We start from the raw sequence: 19426 nt of genomic DNA, 5'->3' as shown, positions 1-19426 counted from the left end.
GATGCTGACCCGCAGGGGGAGGCGAGCGGCACCGCGCGCCGGCGGGCGGCGGATCCGACTGCTGCGGATCCGCGCCCTGCTCGCCGGCGGGCTCGTGCTCGGCACAGGGGCGACCTCGACGCTGGCGAGCTGGAACGACGCGGAGTACGCGAACGGGACGTTCACGGCGGCGAGGTTCGGCGTCGAAGGGTCGCTCGACGGCACGAACTATTCGAAGCACACCAGTTCGAACGCGGCGGCTCTGAGCTTCAGCCCCGCCGTGACCGGGCTGTTCCCGGGTAACACGTCGTACGCGGCGTTCGCCGTCCGCGCGACGAGTGGCTCGATCGCGGGACACGTCCAGATCTCCGCCGGCACTCCGACGGGCGCTCTCTCGGACCTGCGCTACGGCGTACGGACCGTGAGCGCCATGGGGCAGTGCAACGCGGCGAGCTACGCCGGCGGCGGAGCGGTGATCCCGGACGGTTCCACGCTGGGCACCTCTGCCGCTGTCTCGCAGACGCTCGCGGCAGACCGCACACCGGTGTACTACTGCTTCGCCATCTCACTTCCGGTGGGGGCGTCGAACGGCATGCAGGGCCAGGCGATCGCGCAGACCTGGCAGCTCGTCGCGACATCGGGCTGAGCCCTCGGCGGGAACGCCGCCCACCGGATCCATGAACGCACATCCGCCGCACGTCACACAGGGAGAAGGACAGCATGACCGAGATGGGACAGCCGACCACCCGCCGCGCCGCGCGGGAGAACGCGCTGGCGGACGAGGGGCGAGGCGAGCGGGTCGAAGCGCGCAGCACGGCATCGGCGGAGGAGCAGGCGCAGGGGGCGGGTGCCACCGCGGACAACGGTCGGAAGCCCCGTGCCTCGGTTCGCGGAGTGCTCAGCGAGATCCTGCTCTGGGTCGTGGCGCTGGCGGGGCTCATCTGCATCGTCCTGGTGATCCTCGCGTTCACGGCGCACATCACGCTCATCATGTTCCGCACCGGATCCATGGCGCCGACGATCCCGACCGGATCCGTCGCGATCGTGCAGCAGATCCCCGCGTCCGAGGTGCACGTCGGCGACGTCGTGACCGTCGACCGGCCGGGCGAGCTTCCTGTCACGCACCGGGTGCGCGCTGTCGCCGACGGCTCCAAGCATGGCGAGCGTCTCCTCACTCTGCGTGGCGATGCGAACGCGCAGGATGACGTGGCGCCGTATCCGGTCTCGACCGTGCGGATTGTGCGCTTTGCGATCCCCGGACTCGCGCCGGTGATCGTGGCGTTCGGCAATCCGTTCGTGCTCGGAGGGATCACGATCGGCGTCGCGGTCCTCGTGGTCTGGGCGTTCTGGCCGCGCGGTCGTGGTTCCGGGAGAGGTCCGGAGGAAGCACCCGGGCCTCGACGGGAGAGCCATGAGTCGCCGTGACCGTCGTGCCCTGCCTGCTCTCGTCGCGCTGGCGTCTGCACTGCTTCTGATCGGGCCGATGCCCGGAGCCGGGGCGGATCCGGCGACCGAGGTCGTGCAGGGCCGATACGTGCGCATCGTGTCGAGTGCCGATTGGGCGGCGGCTTCGACGATGGGGCCGGGTGTCAGCGTTCGCTGGGATCTGGAGGTGAGCGCAGCTGCGCCGAGTCCTGGCACCGTCCGTGTCGGCATCAGCGCTCTCGGGGACGCGCCGGTCGCGGTCGACGTCCGACTCTGCCCCGTCGCGTGGCAGGGGGAGGATTGCGCCGGCGGCTCTCACGTCCTCCGCAGCGGCTGGGGAGTTCCCCGCGACGGACAGACGGTGGAGCTCGACACGATCTCCTCCGACGACGTCGCACACGTCCGCCTGGACGTGCGGCTCGCCGGTGACCGCGGGGCGGGAGCCACGCAGATCCGCGTCCATGCGGACGGGTTCGGCGATCGGATCCAGACGGGGCCCGGGGCGCAGCTGCCGGCGACTGGCGGAACCGTGCCGCTTCCCGCGATCGTCGGCGGCGGAGTCCTGCTCTGCGTCTCGGCACTGCTCCTGCTCTTCGGGCGACGTCGCAAGGGAGAGGGCTCATGACCGCCGCGGAGCGCTCGTCGTGGCGACGTCGCGTCCTCGCCGCGCTCGTCGTCGGAGCATGCGCGGCGGCGCTGCTCTGGCCTCGGCCGACCTTGACCGACGCCTCGTACACGGATGGGGAGTACGTCGCGAGCGGCACCGTGACGGCCGCGACCCTCTCGGATCCGACGAACCTGACCTGCACGCCGACGAAGGCGCTCAACATCCTGACCGGCGTCACCGTGACCTGGCAATCGGCGTATCCGCTGTCGCCGACGACGGCCCCGATCAGCACGCTGACAGCCAACCCGTCCAACTACTCGGCGGTGATCTCCAGCTCAGGGTCAGGACCGTACACCCACACCATGGTTCTCAATCAGGGGCTGCTGGGCGGCATCCTCAACAACGTCCTGGGCAGCACGGTCACTTTCACGGTCACGAATCAGGTGGGTACGAACTGGCATTCGGCGAGTCTGGTCAAGACGCTGACGACAGGCGCACTCGGGGCCAATCCGCACTGCACGTGACGGAGTGAGCGTTGCGCGCGCTCACTCCGCGAGAGCCAGCGCGCGGAACATGTCACGCTCGCGCAGCGCATCCCGGCTGCTGGGTGCGGCCGGTGCGGGCCGCGGAGGGGTCTGGCCCGTCGTGCGGTGATAGAGCTCATCGATCAGGCGCGTGGCGAGCCCGACCAGGCGGCCGATCTCGCGGTCGTCACGGTCGATCCACACCGACTTGGGCTCGTCGTGGATCGGCTGGAAGTCGTCATGCTCCTCCCAGACGAACAGCGTGCGCTCGGCACCGAGCACATGCTGCTGCCACCACACCTGGCGCAGATAGGTGCGGGGGATGGAGCGCCACGACTTGTTGGTGGTCTTGATCTCAGCGAGAAGCACGCGACCGTCCGGCTCCTGCACGATGCCGTCCGGGGTGGCCAGGTGCCGCTTCTCGACCTCGGCGCAGAACAGTGCAGACGAGGGCATGATCCCGTGCGTCGCGGCGACCCAGGCGGCGATCTCCGGTTCGCGACGCCGGCCGTGGTCGGTATAGGCGTTGCCGCCGAACCGGGGCCCCGCGCCGAGCTTGGCATCCGCCGCGCGGGCGATCGACGTCTCGCTCGTGAGCCCGGCGACGTCCGTCGCGGTGATACCGCGTGCCCTGGCCCGCAGCCACGCCACCCGATCGCGGGAATCCGCGATGATCCGCGCTTCGAGTTCCGGGGTCACTCATCGAGGCTACCTCCGCCCGCCGACGCTCCTGACCTGGCACGCCGTAGGATCCCGTGGCGCGGTCCCGGTCTCCCAGACTCCGAGTGCACATGCTGTCGGCGAGAGCACACGTTCCTCGCGCGAACAGTGTGTGTGCTCGTCGAGAGCGTGCGCACTCGTCGACCGGAGCGGCGAGCGAGCCTGCGCCCCGCACACGACGAGGTCGCGGGAGGTTCTGCACTGATTGCGGGACTCGGTCCCCATGGTGCAGCGGTCGCGGTACACCATGACGCATGGTCAACGACGTTCTCGAACTCGCACCCGAGCTGCGATCCCGGCAGGCGCTTCTCTGCGCCGGATGGACGGACCGGGACCTGGCCTCAGCCGTCCGTGACCGCACGCTCCACCAGCTGCGGCGGGGGTGGTACGTCGATGTCGGCGTATGGAAGGTGATGTGGCCCGAGCAGCGCCATCTCATCGAGGTCGTCGCTGCGGCACGGGAGGCCCGCGGTCCGATCGTCATGTCGCACGTCTCGGCGGCCGTCCTCTGGGGTCTGCCGTTGTATCGGATGGCGCCGGATCGCGTCCACATCACGTCCAGCGTTCCGCAACGCGCCTCGAGTAACGTCCGAGTCGAGCGCCACGTGGCGCCGCTCGGGTCGTTCGACACCTCGGTGATCTCTGGGATCCGGTGCACGAGCCTGTCGCGGACCGTCTTCGATCTCGCGCGGTCGATGCCACTGGAGGCCGCGGTCAGCGCCGCAGACGCTGCCGAGCGGATGATGGCGCTCCGAGGGCGGGAGCGGGATCTCGATGCGGTGGAGTCCTGGCAGGCCGGCCTCGCCCAGCGGCTCGAGGAGGCGGCCGGTGCGCGGGGCATCAGGCAGGCGCGCTGGGTGGCAGATTTCGCCGACGGTCGGGCGCAGCTCCCCGGAGAGAGCGTGAGCAGGCTGCGGCTCCACCGGCTGGGTTTCGCAGCACCGCGATTGCAGGTCGGCGTGCCGGCGCCGGACGGGCAGATGTACTTCGTCGACTTCGGACTGGACGATGTGCGCGCATTCGGCGAGTTCGACGGCGAGACGAAGTACCGGGACGAGGCGATGCGCTCTGGACGTTCGATCGAGGACGTCCTGCTCGCGGAGAAGCAGCGCGAGGACTGGATCCGCGGCCGCACGCAGCGGCGCATGGCCCGATGGGGCTCGTCGCACATCCGCACGGATGAAGGCCTGGCGCGGCGTCTCGGCTCGTTCGGCATCTGCCCGCCCTGACTCACGGATTCGTTCCGTCTCTGCGAGCGGCTGGCGTGCGCCGAGTGCACACGCTCTCGCCGAGAACACATCTCCCACGCGCCAACAGCGTGTGGGCTCGTCGAGAGCATGCGCGGTCGGCGGAATGCAGGAGGCAAGCACGGGAGACGAGTGGGGAGGTGGCGGGTGGCCGCGTGTCTGACCGGGATCCTGTGGCGGCAGCCCTTCTCGATTTGGGCGAGGGGGCAGGATGCCGTAGTCTTGACGTAACCGAAGACCGCTGGTCATCGTCGTGTGCGCGAGCATGAGGCGATCGAAGCACTGCCGGATCCTGGATCCGATCAGCAGAGGCCCGCGCAGGTGTCACGAACGATCTCCAGATCCTGGATCACGCTCCGTGCGCTTGCGCCGGAGCGTTTTTGTTTGCCTGCAGAGCGCGGCGGTCGAGGTCGGTGCTCCACCGCCGTGGAGCATCCCGTACTCATCAAGGAGTGACCATGGCGCAGAAGGATGCATCGGTCGCCGAGCTCACGAAGAATTTCGAGGACTCGAACGCCGTCCTGCTGACCGAGTACCGCGGTCTGACGGTTGCCCAGCTCAAGCAGCTGCGCAACAACATCCGTCAGGACGCGAGCTACGCCGTGGTGAAGAACACGCTGACCAAGATCGCCGCGAACAACGCGGGGATCACGGCGCTGGACGACGACCTCAAGGGTCCGTCGGCCGTCGCGTTCGTGCACGGCGACTTCGTCGCCACCGCCAAGGCTCTGCGTGACTTCGCCAAGGCGAACCCGCTTCTCGTGATCAAGGGCGGCATCTTCGAGGGCAACGCCCTGAGTGCCGACGAGGTCAACAAGTACGCCTCGCTGGAGAGCCGTGAGGTTCTGCTTGCGAAGGCCGCGGGCATGATGAAGGCGACGATGGGCAAGGCTGCGGCCACCATCGACGCTCTTCGCGAGAAGCTGGAGACCGCTGAGGCTGCCTGAGCCTCCCCGGTCTTTTCCCAAAAACCCCATCTATTAGGAGAAACATCATGGCGAAGCTCACCACTGAGGAGCTGCTCGACCAGTTCGCTGGTCTGACCCTTGTCGAGCTCAGCGAGTTCGTGAAGGCGTTCGAGGAGAAGTTCGACGTCACCGCTGCTGCTCCCGTCGCCGTTGCCGGCGCTGCGGGTGGCGCTGGTGCTGCCGAGGCCGAGGAGGAGAAGGACTCGTTCGACGTCATCCTCGAGGCTGCCGGCGACAAGAAGATCCAGGTCATCAAGGTCGTCCGCGAGCTCACCTCGCTGGGCCTCGGCGAGGCCAAGGCTGTCGTCGACGGTGCCCCGAAGGCCGTCCTCGAGGGCGCCAACAAGGAGGCTGCCGAGAAGGCCAAGGCTTCCCTGGAAGAGGCCGGCGCGACGGTCACCCTCAAGTAAGGTCCGTCGAGCGAGGCGCAAGGCGCCTCTCCTCGCGTTCCGACGCTGCGAAGGCCCCGGGTTCTCCCGGGGCCTTCGTGCGTCTCTCGCGGACCCGGCTCGTCGAGCTCGTCGAGCGGCTCGGCAGCAGGTCAGCGGGCGGTTTCCAGGCGTGGGACCGCCGTCGACTGGCGGGCCACCAGTGTCGCCGGGGAGATCACGTGCTCGAGGGGCGCGTCGGTGTCCTGCATCCGCGCCTGCAGCAGGCGAACCGCCTCGATGCCCTGCTCCCGTGGGTTCTGCCGGATCGTGGTGAGGCTGAACATCTCGGCGTAGCGGTGGTCGTCGATCCCGATCACGCTCAGCTCGCTGGGTACGCCGATGCCGAGGCGCTGCGCGGCGATGATCGCGCCCACGGCCGCCTCGTCGCACACAGCCGCGATCGCGGTGGGGCGGTGACGACGATCGGCGAGCAGTGCTGCGGCCGTGGCGAATGCCTCCGGGATCGTGGACGTCGTGCGCACGGCGCGGATCCGGTGCTCGAGCCCGGCGGTGGTCATCGCCTGGCGGTAGCCGTCCAGGCGCTTGTGCTCGCCGTAGCTGAAACGATCGCCGTCCAGCGCGTCGCCGAGGAACGCGATGTCCTCGTGGCCGAGGTCGATCAGATGCTCCGTGGCGACCCGTGCGGCCGCCACATCGTCGATCGTGACGGTGTCGGCCCCCTCGGTGAACGGTCCGACCGACACGAGCGGCAGACCGATGCCCGCCAGGCGTTCCAGCTCGTGCGCTCCCGGCTGGAGGCAGACGGCGATGATGCCGTCGAAGCGGCGACCGGCCAGGGCGTGATCGAGCATTCGGGCGCGCTCGGCGCTGCCTTCCGCGGCGCCGTAGAGCGCGAGGTCGAGGCCGTCGGCGATGAGCGCCTGCTGGAGGCCGGCGAGCAGCTCGGCGAAATACCATCGGTCGGCCATCGGCATGATGACGCCGATCGTCGAGGTGCGCCCCGTGGCCAGGCTCGACGCGCTGGAGTGTGCGGAATAGGCGAGTTCCCGTGCGGCGCGCTCGACGCGTTCCCTCGTCTCTGCGGACACGTAGCCGTTCCCGCTGAGCGCGCGACTGGCCGTCGATTTCGCCACGCCCGCCCGCAGTGCGACGTCGATGATCCCGGTCACGGCGTGTCCTCCTCGAAACGGATCCCCTCACCATAGCGATATCTCGCACACTATGGAACCGGTTCCTTGAAAGCGCTCCCATGGATCCGGCCCCGCGACGAGCCCGGTTACCCAGTTGTGATCCGACGCACGTTGCGCAATGGGTACGAGGGTCACTAGTGTCGCCTGGAAGCGGTTCCTGAAGGAGCCCCCAGCGCTGGGGAACTCGACCCCGCGAATTCGAAGGAGAAAACGTATGGGAATGTCTCAGCGACGTCGCCTGATCGCGCCTCTGGCGCTGCTTGCGGTGTCCGGACTCGCGCTCGCGGGCTGTGCCGAAGGCGGCTCGTCCGGCGGTGGGGATTCGTCCGGCAAGGGGGAGACCGTCAAGATCTCCGGCGGTATCACGGGATCCGAGGCGGATCTGCTGAACAAGTCCTTCGACCAGTTCACGAAGGACTCCGGCATCAAGGTCGTCTACACGGGTGACAAGGGCTTCGAGGGCAACATCGTCACCAAGGTGTCCGGTGGTAGCGCCCCGGACATCGCGATCGTGCCGCAGCCAGGTCTGCTGAAGAGCCTGGTCGGCACCGGTCAGGTCAAGGAGGCCCCTTCGGAGGTCTCCGCCAACGTCGACAAGAACTGGTCGAAGGAATGGAAGACGTACGGCACCATCGACGGCAAGTTCTACGCCGCCCCGATGCTTGCCAACGTCAAGGGCTACGTCTGGTACTCGCCGGCGAAGTTCAAGGAACTCGGCGTCGAGGTGCCGAAGACCTGGGACGACCTGCTGGCACTCACCAAGACGCTTCAGGAGAAGACCGGTGCCGCTCCGTGGTGCGCGGGCTTCGCCTCGGGTGACGCCTCCGGCTGGCCGGGCACCGACTGGATCGAGGACCTCGTGCTGCGTCAGAGCGGCACCGACGTCTACGACAAGTGGGTCGCGGGCGACGTCAAGTTCACCGACCCGCAGATCAAGCAGGCCTTCGACGCGGTGGGTTCCATCCTGCTCGACCCGAACTACGTCAACGCGGGCTTCGGCGACGTGAAGAGCATCAACTCGACCGCGTTCGCGGACGTCGCGGCCAAGGTCGCCGACGGCACCTGCCTGATGACGCACCAGGCCTCGTTCCTCTCGTCGAACTTCCTCGACGTGAAGACCAAGGCGGGCGCCGCGCCGAAGGTCGCCCCCGACGGCGACGTGTACGCGTTCGTGCTCCCCGGCGTCAAGGAGGGTGAGAACACCATCGAAGGCGGCGGCGAGTTCGTCGCGGGCTTCACCGACAGCGCCGCGACCAAGAAGGTCCTGGAGTTCATGTCCTCGCCCGAGTTCGCGAACGCCCGCGTCAAGCTCGGCGGCGTCATCTCGGCCAACAAGAACGCGGACGCCTCGCTGGCATCCAGCCAGTTCCTGCAGGACGCGATGAAGACGCTGCAGGATCCCAAGACCACGCTGCGTTTCGACGCGAGCGACCTGATGCCGGCCACCGTCGGTTCGGGCTCGTTCTGGAAGGGCATGGTCAGCTGGGTCGACGGAAAGCCGACGGATCAGGTCCTGAGCGACATCCAGGCCGGCTACAAGAACTAGTCTGAGTACCACCTGAGAGGCTGCGGGGTCGTCCGCCATCGCGGGCGGCCCCGCAGTCGTTTCGGGAAGGTCCTGAAAGTGTTCATCGTCGAACCGTCATAAGGGGTCCCTATGTCGCAATCCACAGCGACCGAGACCACGCGATCCGATCGCAAGACCGAGTCCGTGAGTTCCGGCCGCACGACCGCTTCCCGATCCGTCACGATCGGCGCCTACATCGTGGGCGCAGTCGTGATCATCGGGGTGTTCATCGCCCTCCTCGCCGGTGGTCCGGCGGACAACCCGAAGCCGACGTCGCTCGGCTTCTCACTGAACAGCTTCTTCACGTGGCTCGGCGGGCTGAACCCGCTGCTGCAGATCCCGCTCGTGCTCCTCGTGTTCGCCATCGTCGCGGGCATCCTGCTGGTGCTCATCGAGTACGCGCCGCGGCACGGGAAGGGCTATTTCTGGCTGCGTCTGGTGGCGTGCTTCGCGATCCCGGTGCTCGCGTTCATGATGCTGCGGCCCTACCAGAACGCCGTCGTCTACGTCATGATCATCGCCCTGGTCGCCGGCGGCCTGCTGTTCTTCGCCGACTACCGCGCGCGTGAGGGCTCCGGCTACCTGTTCCAGCTCACGCTGTTCATGGCGCCGGCCACCCTTCTCCTCATCGTCGGCCTCATCTACCCGGCCGTGTCGACGATCATCCAGTCGTTCTTCGACAAGACGGGCAAGGACTTCGTCGCACTCGAGAACTACCAGTGGGTCTTCACGAACCCGGAGGGCTTCTGGTCCGTCATCAACACGCTGATCTGGGCGCTCATCGCGCCGATCGTGTCGACGATCTTCGGACTCGCCTATGCCGTGTTCATCGACCGCGCCCGCGGCGAGAAGATCCTCAAGGTGTTCGTCTTCATGCCCGTCGCGATCTCCTTCGTCGGCGCCGGCATCATCTGGAAGTTCATCTACGACTTCCGGCAGGGCGACCAGATCGGCCTGCTCAATGCGATCGTGACGCTGTTCGGCGGCAAGCCGGTGTCCTGGCTGGACACCACTCCGCTGGTCAACACGATCTGCCTGCTCATCGTGTTCATCTGGACGCAGACCGGGTTCGCCATGGTGATTCTGTCCGCGGCCATCAAGGCGGTTCCGACCGAGCAGATCGAGGCGGCGTCGCTGGACGGCGCGAACGCCTGGGAGAGGTTCCGCAACGTCACGGTCCCGGGGATCCGCTCGTCGCTCATCGTGGTGCTGACCACCATCACGATCGCATCGCTCAAGGTCTACGACATCGTCGCGGTGATGACCGGCGGTCGGGCCAACAGCACCGTGCTCGGCTTCGAGATGGTCAACCAGCAGCAGCGCTTCCAGAGCTACGGGCACTCGTCGGCGCTGGCCGTGGTGCTGTTCCTGTTCGTGCTGCCGCTGATCATCTACAACGCCCGGCAGATGGCCAAGCAGAGGGAGATCCGCTGATGAGTGCGACACAGGCGATCGTCACCGACAATCGCAGCAAGCGCCAGGTCGAACGCGACACCCGCCGCAACGAGGCGACCGCGCAGAAGCGGCTCACGTCGAGGGGCGCCACCATCGCCGCGGTGATCATCGCGATCTTCTGGACGATCCCGACGCTCGGGCTGTTCGTCACGTCGTTCCGTCCCGGGGCGGACTCGAACAGCACGGGCTGGTGGACGGTCTTCGTCAATCCGTCGTTCACGCTCAGCAACTACGCCGACGCGCTGAACTCCGGGGGCACGGCTCTCACCCTCGGCGCCTCGTTCGTGAACTCGCTGGCGATCACGATCCCGGCCACGGTGATCCCGATCTTCATCGCCTCGCTCGCGGCCTACGGCTTCGCGTGGATGAACTTCAAGGGCAAGAACCTCGTGTTCGTGTTCGTGTTCGCGTTGCAGATCGTGCCGATCCAGATGGCCCTGGTGCCGCTGCTGTCGCTGTTCTCGCGAGGGCTCACCCTGTTCGGGACGCAGATCTTCCCGGGCTTCACCCTGCGCGACGTCGACCACAGCTTCGCCACAGTCTGGATCGCGCACGCGATCTTCGCGATGCCCCTGGCGATCTTCATGCTGCACAACTTCATCGCCGAGATCCCGGGCGAGGTGGTCGAGGCGGCCCGCGTGGACGGGGCAGGACACGGGCAGATCTTCTTCCGGATCATCCTGCCGCTGGCGATGCCTGCCATCGCGTCGTTCGCGATCTTCCAGTTCCTGTGGGTATGGAACGACCTGCTCGTGGCGACGATCTTCGCGCCCGAATCGTCGTTGCCACTGACCCAGACGCTGAACTCGCTGTCCGGCACCTGGGGCAATCAGTGGTACCTGCAGTCCGCGGGTACGTTCATCTCGATCATCGTTCCGCTGATCGTGTTCTTCGCACTGCAGCGGTTCTTCGTGCGCGGCCTCCTGGCCGGCGCGACGAAGGGCTGATCCGAGCGATCCCTCGAAGGCCGGTGCCCCTCTCGGCGGGTGCCGGCCTTCGTCGTTCCACCGGCGCGGCGTCGGCGCCGGATGCGAAGTGCGACAGCGCGTCGGGGGAGAATGGCCGGATGACACGTCGGCTCGCCCTCATCCTCGGCATCATCGGGGTGACGGCAACGGTCGTCGCCGCGGTGGTGCTGGCCACGGCCCCGGGCGTGATCGTGTCGCTCGACGACGCCTGGAACCTGGAGATGGGCGAGTGGCGCGGCCCCGTGCTCGTCGGCTGGGCGCTGGTCATGAACGTGCTCGGCGGAGGATGGGTCGCGACGATCCTCGCCCCCCTCGTCATCGCCGCCCTCGCCTGGCTCGTGCGGGGCTGGCGCGGCGCCCTGTTCGCGCTGATCGCCTTCGTGGTGAGCGCGGGCGTGGTGCAGCTCGTGAAGAGGTCGCTGGGCCGTGCGCGACCGCAGGATCTGCTGATCGCGTCGGATTTCGGGTCCTTCCCCTCCGGCCACACCGCGAACGCCGCGGCCGTCGCCGTGGTGCTGTGGTTCCTGTTCCCGACGCTGTGGATGGCCATCGGGGGAGTGGTGTGGACGGTGGCGATGGGATTCTCGCGCACCGTGCTCAGCGTGCACTGGTTCAGCGACACCGTCGGCGGTGCGCTCATCGGTGCCGGCGCGGCCTTCCTGGTGGCGGCGGTGCTGTGGCGCTGGGTCCGGTCGCCGCGCGTGCTCGACGAGGCGGCGACGCGGGATCCCTGGGCGGTTCCGCCTCGCTAGGCTGAGGGGATCCGCAGGCCCCTGCGCGTCCCTCGTCTCGCGGCGCCTGAGCGAGCGCGCCGAGACGCAGGGCGCCGACAGAAAGGCATGGCCACGTGGCACGCATCCGACCGTTCCGCCCCGAAGACGTCGACGGGCTCTACGACGTGTGCGTGAAGACGGCTGACGTCGGCGCCGACGCGACCGGCATGCTCGAGGACGACGCGCTCTGGGGCGACCTGTTCGCGGTCCCGTACGCGCGGCGCGATCCGAGCCTGTGCTGGGTGGTCGAGGCCGACGACGCGCGCGTGATCGGCTACGTCGTCGCCACCGATGACACGAACGCGTTCGCCTCGTGGTTCCGCGACGAATGGTGGCCGTCCCGACGGGACCGCTACCGCGCATCGGGTGCGGCTGAGCCGACGCCGCAGGACCGCTTCATCGCGTATGGCGACCGGCAGAAGCCCGGCGATGGTCCGATCGTGCAGGGGTACCCGGCGCACCTGCACATCGACCTGCTTCCGGAGACACAAGGGCAGGGCCTCGGGCGGCGGCTGATCGACACCCTGCTCGCTGAGCTGGCTCACCGCGGCGTCCCAGGCCTGCACCTGGCCATGAACGCCGACAATCACTCCGCCGGCGCCTTCTACGAGCGGCTCGGCTTCACGAAGCTCGCCTCGGGCGACGGCAGCACGACGTACGGGATCAGGATCCCCGCAGCAGCGGCCCTCTGAGCTCCTGCCGCAGCCCGGCGTCGTCCGGTCCTGGCGACGTGCGGCGGGCGGGAGATCCCCCGACATCCCGCCCACCGCACGCCGCGTCTGCTCCCTCGTGGCAGGGCCGGTGGTCGTTCACCACACGTCCGTCGCTACGGGGCGTCTTACCCGTGCCGTTCCCCGATCAGGTTCGTCCCGAGGTGGTCCCTGAGCTCGGCGCCCGCGAAGCCCGCACGAGCCAGCGCACCCAGCTTTCCGAGCGCGGCCTCGCTGGTCATGTCGCCGGCGCTGATCGCTCCCGCGTCGGCCAAGGCGGATCCGACCGCGTACCGGTCGAGCACCACCGATCCGTCCTCGCACTGGGTGACAGCGAGCACGACCGTGCCTCGCCCGGTGGCGGCGCGGATCGCATCGGCGAGCCCGCCGCTCACGGCCGGTGCCGTCCCGGATCCGTAGCATTCCAGCACGATCCCGGTCGGGCACTCGTTCATCGCGGCGACCAGCTGCGGTGCGTTCACACCGGGGACGACCTTCACCAGTCCGGTTCTCGGCGCCGGTGCGCCGGCCGCGCGTCGCAGCGCGCCAGCGAGCCGGTCGTCGACCCCCGCCGGCTCCGCCGCGAGCGTCCGTGGTGCGGCGAACGCCCGCAGACTCTGGGCCGAGCGCTTGGTCGCCCGCACGGCGGGCAGCACGGAACCGCCGAACGCGATGTGCACGCCCTGCAGCGCCTGCCGGTCGGGAGCGGAGATCGCGAGGGAGAAGTTGTCGATCGCGTCGGTGCCCTCGAATCCGATCGGGAGCTGGGCCCCCGTGAACACGATCGGCGTCGCCAGATCGGCGAGCGCGAAGGCGGCGAACGCAGCGCTGTACGCCAGGGTGTCGCTGCCGTGAATGACGACGACCGCGCGGGGATCGTCGCAGGTGATGATCTCCCGCAGCTGATCGGCGAGCCGGCCGAGCGCCTCGCAGTCCATCTCGGCGCTGTCCATCGCGCGTTCGGTCTCCGAGTAGACCCACTCGATCGGCTGGCCGTCGGTTCTCCTGACTCCCGCCATGAGGCCCTCGATCTCGCTCCGAAGACGGGGGTTCGGAACCAGGCCGTGCGCCGAGGGGACCATGCCGAACGTGCCGCCGGTGTACAGGACCGCGAGCGGCCGGGAGGCCCGGGGCCGGACGGCGGCCACGGATCCTCCCGGCGTCTGCTGCTGCTCAGTCATTCGCGCCCGGAGCGGTCGGAGCGTCGCCGATGCCGGCTGGTCGTACGTTGATCGCCGTGGTGAGCGCGTGCGCGTCGATCCGCCCGCGGACGGCGTACCAGCCGATCACGAGGAGGATGATGACCACGACGAACGCGATCAGGGTGATGCGACCGACCCCCGGATCGAGGGCCATGAGGAGCACGACCAGCGCGAGGAATCCCAGGGTGACGCCGTTGGTGACGGGCGCCCACGGCAGACGGAACGCCGGGCGCTCCCGTCCGTCCCGCTTCATCTTGCGGATGAACAGCCAATGGCAGACGATGATCGACGCCCAGACGCCGACGATTCCCAGGCCCGCGAGGTTGAGCACGATCTCGAACACCTGACCGGGGACGACCATGTTCAGGAAGACTCCGACCGCTCCGAGCGCGGTTGTGATCAGGATCCCGCCGTACGGGACGCCTGCCTTGTTCATCCGCTTGGCGAACTTCGGTCCGGTGCCTGCCATGGCGAGCGAGCGCAGCGTGCGACCGGTGGAGTACAGCCCGGCGTTCAGGCTCGACATGGCGGCGGTGAGGACGACGAGGTTCATGATGTCGCCGGCGTGCGGGATCCCGATGGCGCTCATGACCGTCACGAATGGGCTCTCGTTCGCCTTGTACGCGTTCCACGGCATCAGGAGCGTGAACAGCACGACCGATCCGGCGTAGAAGAGCATGATGCGCCACATGATGGAGTTGACCGCGCGGGGGACGACCGAGCGGGCGTCCTGGGCCTCGCCGGCGGCGACGCCGACCATCTCCGTGCCGCCGTATGCGAAGACGACGCCGAGGGCGATGACGAACATGGCGCCGACCCCCATCGGGAAGAACCCGCCGTTGTCGGCAATCATCGAGAGGCCGGGGGTGTGTCCGTTGATCGGCGTCTGGGTGACGATGAGGTAGACGCCCAGGATGCCGAACAGCACGATCGCGCCCACCTTGATCAGCGCGAACCAGTACTCCAGTTCCCCGAACAGCACCGCCGAGGTGACGTTCATCGCCATGACGATCACGAGCGCGACCAGCGCGATCACCCATTGCGGGATGGGGGTGAAGAACGACCAGAAGTGCGTGTAGAGCGCGATCGCGGTGATGTCGGCGATCACCGTCGTGCCCCAGTCGAGGAAGAACAACCACCCGACCGTGAAGGCGCCCTTCTCTCCCATGAACTCGCGCGCGTACGAGACGAACGCGCCCGACGACGGGCGGTACATCACCAGCTCGCCCAGGGCCCGGACGACGATGAACGCGAAGAGGCCGCAGACGATGTAGACGACGGCCAGTGAGGGTCCTGCGATCTCCATGCGGCCGCTCGCGCCGAGGAACAGGCCGGTTCCGATCGATCCGCCGATGGCGATCATGTTCATGTGCCGGCGCTTGAGCGCCTTCTTGTACCCCTGGTCGCCCGCGTCTGCGACGGCTTCCTGTCGCCCGTTCTCGACCTGAACCTCTTTGTTCTGCGTCACCCCAAAGCCTTCCTTCATCGGCGGTTGGTTGGACAGTTTCTGTCCAGCTGTCGGACAGCTTAGGGTGCGCGCGTGCTGCTGCGCAAAGGGGCCGCAGGGGCGCCGGTATGCTGAGGCTTCCGGAAGAGCTGAGGTGGATCGTGCTCGAGGACGCCGTTCCCGTCACCCCGATCAAGCGCGTCAGCGCCGCGGAGGCGACGTTCCAGGCGCTGCTCGCACTCATCGCGAGCGACGGCGTGGCGGTCGGCGACCGGCTTCCCGGAGAGGTCGAGCTGGCGAAGCGGTTCGGCGTGAGCCGCGCCATCCTGCGCGAGGCGCTCGGCGCGTGCGCGACGCTCGGCCTCACCGAGACGCTCACCGGCAGCGGAACGTACATCCGTGCCAAGAGCCCGCGACAGGGGCTCACCTTCGGCGGCTACTCGGCGGTCGATCTCATCGAGGCGCGGCCGCACATCGAGATCCCCGCCGCCGGATACGCCGCGGAACGCCGCACCCCCGACCAGCTCGACCGGATGCGCGCCCTCGTCGAGCGCATGCGGAACACCGCGGACCTGCGCGCCTGGGTGCGCCTGGACGGGGAGTTGCACCGTCTGATCGCGGAGGCGAGCGGCAATCCCGTGTTCGCAGCCATGGTCGATTCGCTGCGGCAGGCTCTGGATCCCCAGTCCGAGTTCCTCAACATCACCAAGGCCCGGCAGTCCTCCTCGGACGAGGAGCACGCGCGCATCGTCGACGCGATCGCATCGGGTTCGGCCGACAGCGCGCGGGACATGCTCTCCCGCCACCTCTTCCGGGTCGCGGAGGCTCTCGGCGAGTAGCCGCTGCGCCGGTTCACGACGAAGGCCCCGGCTCCCCAGCGGTTCTGGGGGAGTCAGGGCCTTCGATCTGGCGGTGACGGCGGGATTCGAACCCGCGGTTGCTTGCACAACACACGCTTTCCAAGCGTGCTCCTTCGGCCGCTCGGACACGTCACCAGGAATACAACCTGACCATCCTATCCGATGCGACGGGATGGTCCTGACCGGGCAGCCGGGCGGGCGCCCGGCCCCCGTGCCAGGATGAGAGAGGACCGCGAAGGAGGGCAGCCGTGAGCGACGCGCAGCACCCGTCGAGGCGCCGCTGGGCGCTGCAGATGCAGCAGCCGTTGCCGTCTTCCACGGTGTTCGACCGGATCGCGTTCCTGATCGGCACGGCCTCGGCGGTCTGGCTCGCGATCATCATCTCGATCGAGGGCTTCCGCTCGCCGTGGGCGCTGCTGCTGTTCATCCCCGTGTGGGCGATCACGGCGTATCTCGTGCTGCCGCGGCTGCACCGCCTGCTCAGCGACCTCTACGTGCCGGACTACTTCTTCGGGCGCACGCGCACGGGCGACGGCCTGCTCGGGGATCCGGTCAACCTCGGCGTCGACGGCACCGCGGCGCAGCTCGATGAGGTGATGACCAGGGCAGGGTGGCACCGTGCGGACGAGATCACCGCCGCCTCGACGTGGGGGATCATCGCGTCCACGCTCACGCGGCGCAGCTATCCGACGGCACCCGTCTCGCCGCTCATGCTGTTCGGCCGACGGCATGATGTCGCATACCAGCAGGAGGTGGCGGGCAACCCCAAGCAGCGCCACCACGTGCGGTTCTGGCACTGCCCGCCGGGCTGGCTGCTGCCCGGCGGAGCGAAGACGGACTGGCTCGGGGCCGGCACCTACGACACCGATGTCGGGCTCAGCCTGTTCACCCTGCAGGTGACCCACCGGATCGACGAGAACACCGACGTCGAACGCGATTTCGTGGTGCAGAGCGCACGTGACGCGGATCCCGCCGTGCGGCTGCGCCTCCTGCACGATTTCACCACCGGCTACCACTCCCGCAATGGCGGCGGCGATCGGTTCATCACCGATGGCGACCTGCCGATCCTCGACGTGACCCGCGTGCGCACGGCCCCCGGCGAGGCGGACGAGGGCGCCGACGATCTCTCCGGCACGAAGTCGGCCGAGGGCCTTCCACGTGAGGGCCACGGCGAGTCGCTGCGCGCCACGGCCGAGCGGTCCATGCGGCGGGCGCCGTTGTCGACGTTCTTCGCCGTCGGCGTCGTCGTGATCGGAGCGATCATCGACGTGCTCGGTCTGACGGTCGGGGCCGCGGCCGACCCGGGCGTGCGGGCGCTGTTCTCCTCCGGCGAGGCACCCGAGGTGGCCGTGCTGATCGGTTTCCTCGGGTTCGGCGTGCTCGTCTCGCTCGCGCAGCTGCTCATGGCCTGGTTCGTGCTGCGGCGGGGGCGGCGCTCCCGGGCGATCCTGATGGTGCTGTTGGCGATCGGCGTGCTCTCGACCGCGATCGACTACCTCGACGGCACGGCGACGCTCGGGCTCAACGGCACGCTCCTCGCTGCGTCGCTGCAATGCCTCGCCCTGCTCGCCCTGTCCAGCGAGTCGGCCGGAGCCTGGGCGCGGCGGAAGACCGCGCAGGAGCGCGACTAGGATCGCTGGGTGCCCACCCCGAAGATCGTGCTGTTCTACGCCTTCGCGCCGCTGTCGGATCCGGAGGCGATCCGGCTCTGGCAGCGCGACCTGTGCGAGGCACTGCACCTGCGCGGGCGGATCCTGATCTCGAAGCACGGGATCAACGGCACCCTCGGCGGTGACCTGCCCGCGGTGAAGAAATGGCTGCGCTCGTTCCGCTCCTATGCGCCGTTCCGCGATGCGGACGTGAAGTGGAGCGAGGGCACCGGGGTGGATGCCGACGGGCACAGCGTCGACTTCCCCAAGCTCAGTGTGAAGGTCCGCGACGAGATCGTCTCGTTCGGCGCCCCGGACGAACTGCAGGTCGATGAGCACGGCGTGGTCGGCGGCGGCACCCGGCTGAGCCCCGATGCGCTGCACGAACTCGTGGCAGAGCGCGGGGACGACGTCGTGTTCTTCGACGGGCGCAACGCCCTGGAGGCCGGGATCGGCCGCTTCCGCGGAGCGATCGTGCCGGAGGTGGAGACGACGCGCGACTTCGTGGGGCTGCTCGACTCGGGCGCCTACGACGACCTCAAGGGCCGGCCGGTCGTCACGTACTGCACTGGCGGGATCCGCTGCGAGGTGCTGTCCAGCCTGATGGCGGCGCGCGGCTTCGGCGAGGTCTACCAGCTCGAAGGCGGGATCGTCCGCTACGGCGAGCAGTTCGGCGACGACGGGCTGTGGGACGGATCCCTGTATGTGTTCGACGGCCGCGGATCCGTGGACTTCTCCGATCATGCGGCGGTCATCGGCGAGTGCGCCGGCTGCGGCGCCGCCACGAACCGCACCGCGAACTGCCCCCACCCGTCGTGCCGGCATCAGGCGGTGGTGTGCGCGACCTGCGTGGCGGTGCCGTGCGCGGAGCATGCGACAGCGGTCTGAACGCCCCTGCCGCCCCCCGCGTCCGGTCCCGCGACGGCGAGGTGAGAATCGCGCCGAAGGCTGGGCTTCTGGGCATCCGCCCGCGGTGAACAGTTCGGAACATCATTCTCCGGTATGACGACGGCCTTTCCCGCGCGCCGTAGCGTGGAGGGCATGGACCTGCTGAACGCCTGGCTGCTGCATGCTGCGGGGCAGCTCTGGCTGTTCCCCGTGCTGCTGGTGTTCTTCTTCGTCGACGGGTTCGCCACGATCCTGCCTAGCGAGACGGCGCTCGTCGCGCTCGCCGCCCTGTCGCTGCAGAGCGGCGAGCCGAACCTCGTGGTGCTCGGCCTGGTCGCTCTGGTCGGCGCGGTCGCCGGGGACAACATGGCGTACCTGCTCGGCCGCACGATCGGTACCGAGCGCTGGGCGTGGATGCGCCGGCCGCGGGTGCACAAGATGTTCGACTGGGCCCGGTACGAGCTCGACAAACGGGGCGCCGCGCTCATCTTCACCGCGCGATACATCCCGTGGGGGCGGGTCGCGGTGAACTACGTGGCGGGTCAGACCGGATTCCCGCACCGCCGGTTCTTCCTGTACGACCTGTTCGCCTGCATCACGTGGGTCGCCTACGCGCTGGGCATCGGGCTGCTCGCCGGCCAGTGGGTACACGACAACCCGCTGCTGGGCGTCGGAATCGCGGTGGTGTTCGCCGTCATCGTGGGGTTCGGAATCGACCACGCGCTGCGCTGGTGGCACCGGCGCCGGGGAGATGCCGAGCCGTCCCGGCCCGGATCCGCAGCGTCCACGACGACGACCGCGTCCCAGGCGGCCGCGTCTCCGACGGCCGCCGAGCACTGACGATCCCGGATCCGC

General features: G+C 68.6%; 20 protein-coding genes and 1 tRNA gene. 16 read left to right on the top strand and 5 right to left on the bottom strand.

The features are described from left to right. The first annotated feature begins 1 nt into the window (after position 1). The 4 genes from AB4078_RS14530 (at position 2) to AB4078_RS14515 (ending at position 2535) form a co-directional block, all read left to right on the top strand. Positions 2-625, top strand: coding sequence for a SipW-dependent-type signal peptide-containing protein (locus AB4078_RS14530; protein ID WP_441977714.1), 624 nt, complete (start codon positions 2-4; stop codon positions 623-625). Positions 626-699: 74 nt separating this feature from the next. Next, complete coding sequence (locus AB4078_RS14525) at positions 700-1404, top strand: signal peptidase I (protein ID WP_441977713.1); 705 nt, start codon at positions 700-702, stop codon at positions 1402-1404. Next, entirely contained in the window at positions 1391-2029 is a 639-nt protein-coding gene (locus AB4078_RS14520) for an LPXTG cell wall anchor domain-containing protein (protein WP_441977712.1), read from the top strand. The genes AB4078_RS14525 and AB4078_RS14520 overlap by 14 nt, the downstream gene beginning before the upstream one ends. After that, entirely contained in the window at positions 2026-2535 is a 510-nt protein-coding gene (locus AB4078_RS14515) for a hypothetical protein (RefSeq protein ID WP_441977711.1), read from the top strand. Before AB4078_RS14520 ends, AB4078_RS14515 begins: the two co-directional genes overlap by 4 nt. A 21-nt stretch (positions 2536-2556) precedes the next feature. Here AB4078_RS14515 and AB4078_RS14510 read toward each other — a convergent pair whose 3' ends face one another. Beyond that, complete coding sequence (locus tag AB4078_RS14510; RefSeq protein ID WP_440733902.1) at positions 2557-3234, bottom strand: YqaJ viral recombinase family protein; 678 nt, start codon at positions 3232-3234, stop codon at positions 2557-2559. A 275-nt stretch (positions 3235-3509) separates the two neighbouring features. Here AB4078_RS14510 and AB4078_RS14505 point away from each other — a divergent pair, with 275 nt between their 5' ends. The 3 genes from AB4078_RS14505 (at position 3510) to rplL (ending at position 5880) form a co-directional block, all read left to right on the top strand. After that, a complete protein-coding gene (locus AB4078_RS14505; protein ID WP_441977710.1) occupies positions 3510-4484 on the top strand; it encodes a hypothetical protein in 975 nt (324 codons plus the stop codon). Between the two features lie 476 nt (positions 4485-4960). Beyond that, positions 4961-5449, top strand: a complete 489-nt coding sequence (gene rplJ, locus AB4078_RS14500) for a 50S ribosomal protein L10 (RefSeq protein ID WP_045273388.1) — start codon at positions 4961-4963, stop codon at positions 5447-5449. A 47-nt stretch (positions 5450-5496) separates the two neighbouring features. After that, positions 5497-5880, top strand: a complete 384-nt coding sequence (rplL, locus tag AB4078_RS14495) for a 50S ribosomal protein L7/L12 (protein WP_045250549.1) — start codon at positions 5497-5499, stop codon at positions 5878-5880. 131 nt (positions 5881-6011) lie between these two features. On the opposite strand, the gene AB4078_RS14490 is transcribed toward rplL, so the two are convergent. After that, positions 6012-7031, bottom strand: coding sequence for a LacI family DNA-binding transcriptional regulator (locus tag AB4078_RS14490; protein WP_440733900.1), 1020 nt, complete (start codon positions 7029-7031; stop codon positions 6012-6014). 235 nt (positions 7032-7266) lie between these two features. On the opposite strand from AB4078_RS14490, the gene AB4078_RS14485 reads away from it, so the two are divergent. The 5 genes from AB4078_RS14485 to AB4078_RS14465 all read left to right on the top strand — a co-directional run bounded on the left by AB4078_RS14485 (position 7267) and on the right by AB4078_RS14465 (position 12507). Continuing rightward, entirely contained in the window at positions 7267-8598 is a 1332-nt protein-coding gene (locus AB4078_RS14485; protein ID WP_441977709.1) for an ABC transporter substrate-binding protein, read from the top strand. 111 nt (positions 8599-8709) lie between these two features. Next, the gene (locus AB4078_RS14480; protein WP_441977708.1) at positions 8710-10053 is read left to right on the top strand and encodes a carbohydrate ABC transporter permease; all 1344 of its coding nucleotides are present in this window, start codon (positions 8710-8712) and stop codon (positions 10051-10053) included. Further along, positions 10053-11021, top strand: coding sequence for a carbohydrate ABC transporter permease (locus AB4078_RS14475; protein ID WP_440733897.1), 969 nt, complete (start codon positions 10053-10055; stop codon positions 11019-11021). Before AB4078_RS14480 ends, AB4078_RS14475 begins: the two co-directional genes overlap by 1 nt. A 119-nt stretch (positions 11022-11140) precedes the next feature. Continuing rightward, positions 11141-11794: a phosphatase PAP2 family protein gene (locus AB4078_RS14470; protein ID WP_441977707.1), complete on the top strand. Its 654-nt coding sequence runs from the start codon at positions 11141-11143 to the stop codon at positions 11792-11794. Between the two features lie 95 nt (positions 11795-11889). Further along, entirely contained in the window at positions 11890-12507 is a 618-nt protein-coding gene (locus AB4078_RS14465) for a GNAT family N-acetyltransferase (RefSeq protein WP_441977706.1), read from the top strand. Between the two features lie 146 nt (positions 12508-12653). Here AB4078_RS14465 and AB4078_RS14460 read toward each other — a convergent pair whose 3' ends face one another. Then, positions 12654-13706: an asparaginase domain-containing protein gene (locus AB4078_RS14460; protein WP_441977705.1), complete on the bottom strand. Its 1053-nt coding sequence runs from the start codon at positions 13704-13706 to the stop codon at positions 12654-12656. Next, the gene (locus AB4078_RS14455) at positions 13699-15195 is read right to left on the bottom strand and encodes an amino acid permease (protein ID WP_441977704.1); all 1497 of its coding nucleotides are present in this window, start codon (positions 15193-15195) and stop codon (positions 13699-13701) included. Before AB4078_RS14455 ends, AB4078_RS14460 begins: the two co-directional genes overlap by 8 nt. Positions 15196-15302: 107 nt before the next feature. Between AB4078_RS14455 and AB4078_RS14450 the strand changes: the two genes are divergently transcribed. Then, the gene (locus AB4078_RS14450) at positions 15303-16013 is read left to right on the top strand and encodes a FadR/GntR family transcriptional regulator (protein WP_441977703.1); all 711 of its coding nucleotides are present in this window, start codon (positions 15303-15305) and stop codon (positions 16011-16013) included. Positions 16014-16081: 68 nt separating this feature from the next. Here AB4078_RS14450 and AB4078_RS14445 read toward each other — a convergent pair. Continuing rightward, positions 16082-16169, bottom strand: a tRNA-Ser gene (locus tag AB4078_RS14445). Positions 16170-16282: 113 nt separating this feature from the next. Here AB4078_RS14445 and AB4078_RS14440 point away from each other — a divergent pair. The 3 genes from AB4078_RS14440 to AB4078_RS14430 all read left to right on the top strand — a co-directional run bounded on the left by AB4078_RS14440 (position 16283) and on the right by AB4078_RS14430 (position 19411). After that, entirely contained in the window at positions 16283-17665 is a 1383-nt protein-coding gene (locus tag AB4078_RS14440) for an LssY C-terminal domain-containing protein (RefSeq protein WP_441977702.1), read from the top strand. 9 nt (positions 17666-17674) lie between these two features. Further along, positions 17675-18571 carry an oxygen-dependent tRNA uridine(34) hydroxylase TrhO gene (gene trhO / locus AB4078_RS14435; RefSeq protein ID WP_441977701.1) on the top strand — a complete coding sequence of 299 codons (897 nt, stop codon included), beginning with the start codon at positions 17675-17677 and terminating at the stop codon, positions 18569-18571. A gap of 153 nt (positions 18572-18724) precedes the next feature. Next, entirely contained in the window at positions 18725-19411 is a 687-nt protein-coding gene (locus tag AB4078_RS14430; RefSeq protein ID WP_441977700.1) for a DedA family protein, read from the top strand. The last annotated feature ends 15 nt before the right edge of the window (positions 19412-19426 follow it).

Source organism: Microbacterium sp. 2MCAF23 (assembly GCF_052115565.1).
In the GTDB taxonomy this organism is placed as follows: Bacteria; Actinomycetota; Actinomycetes; order Actinomycetales; family Microbacteriaceae; genus Microbacterium.
The sequence above is the reverse complement of the archived record's forward strand: the minus strand, read 5'-3'. Positions and strand labels throughout refer to the sequence as shown.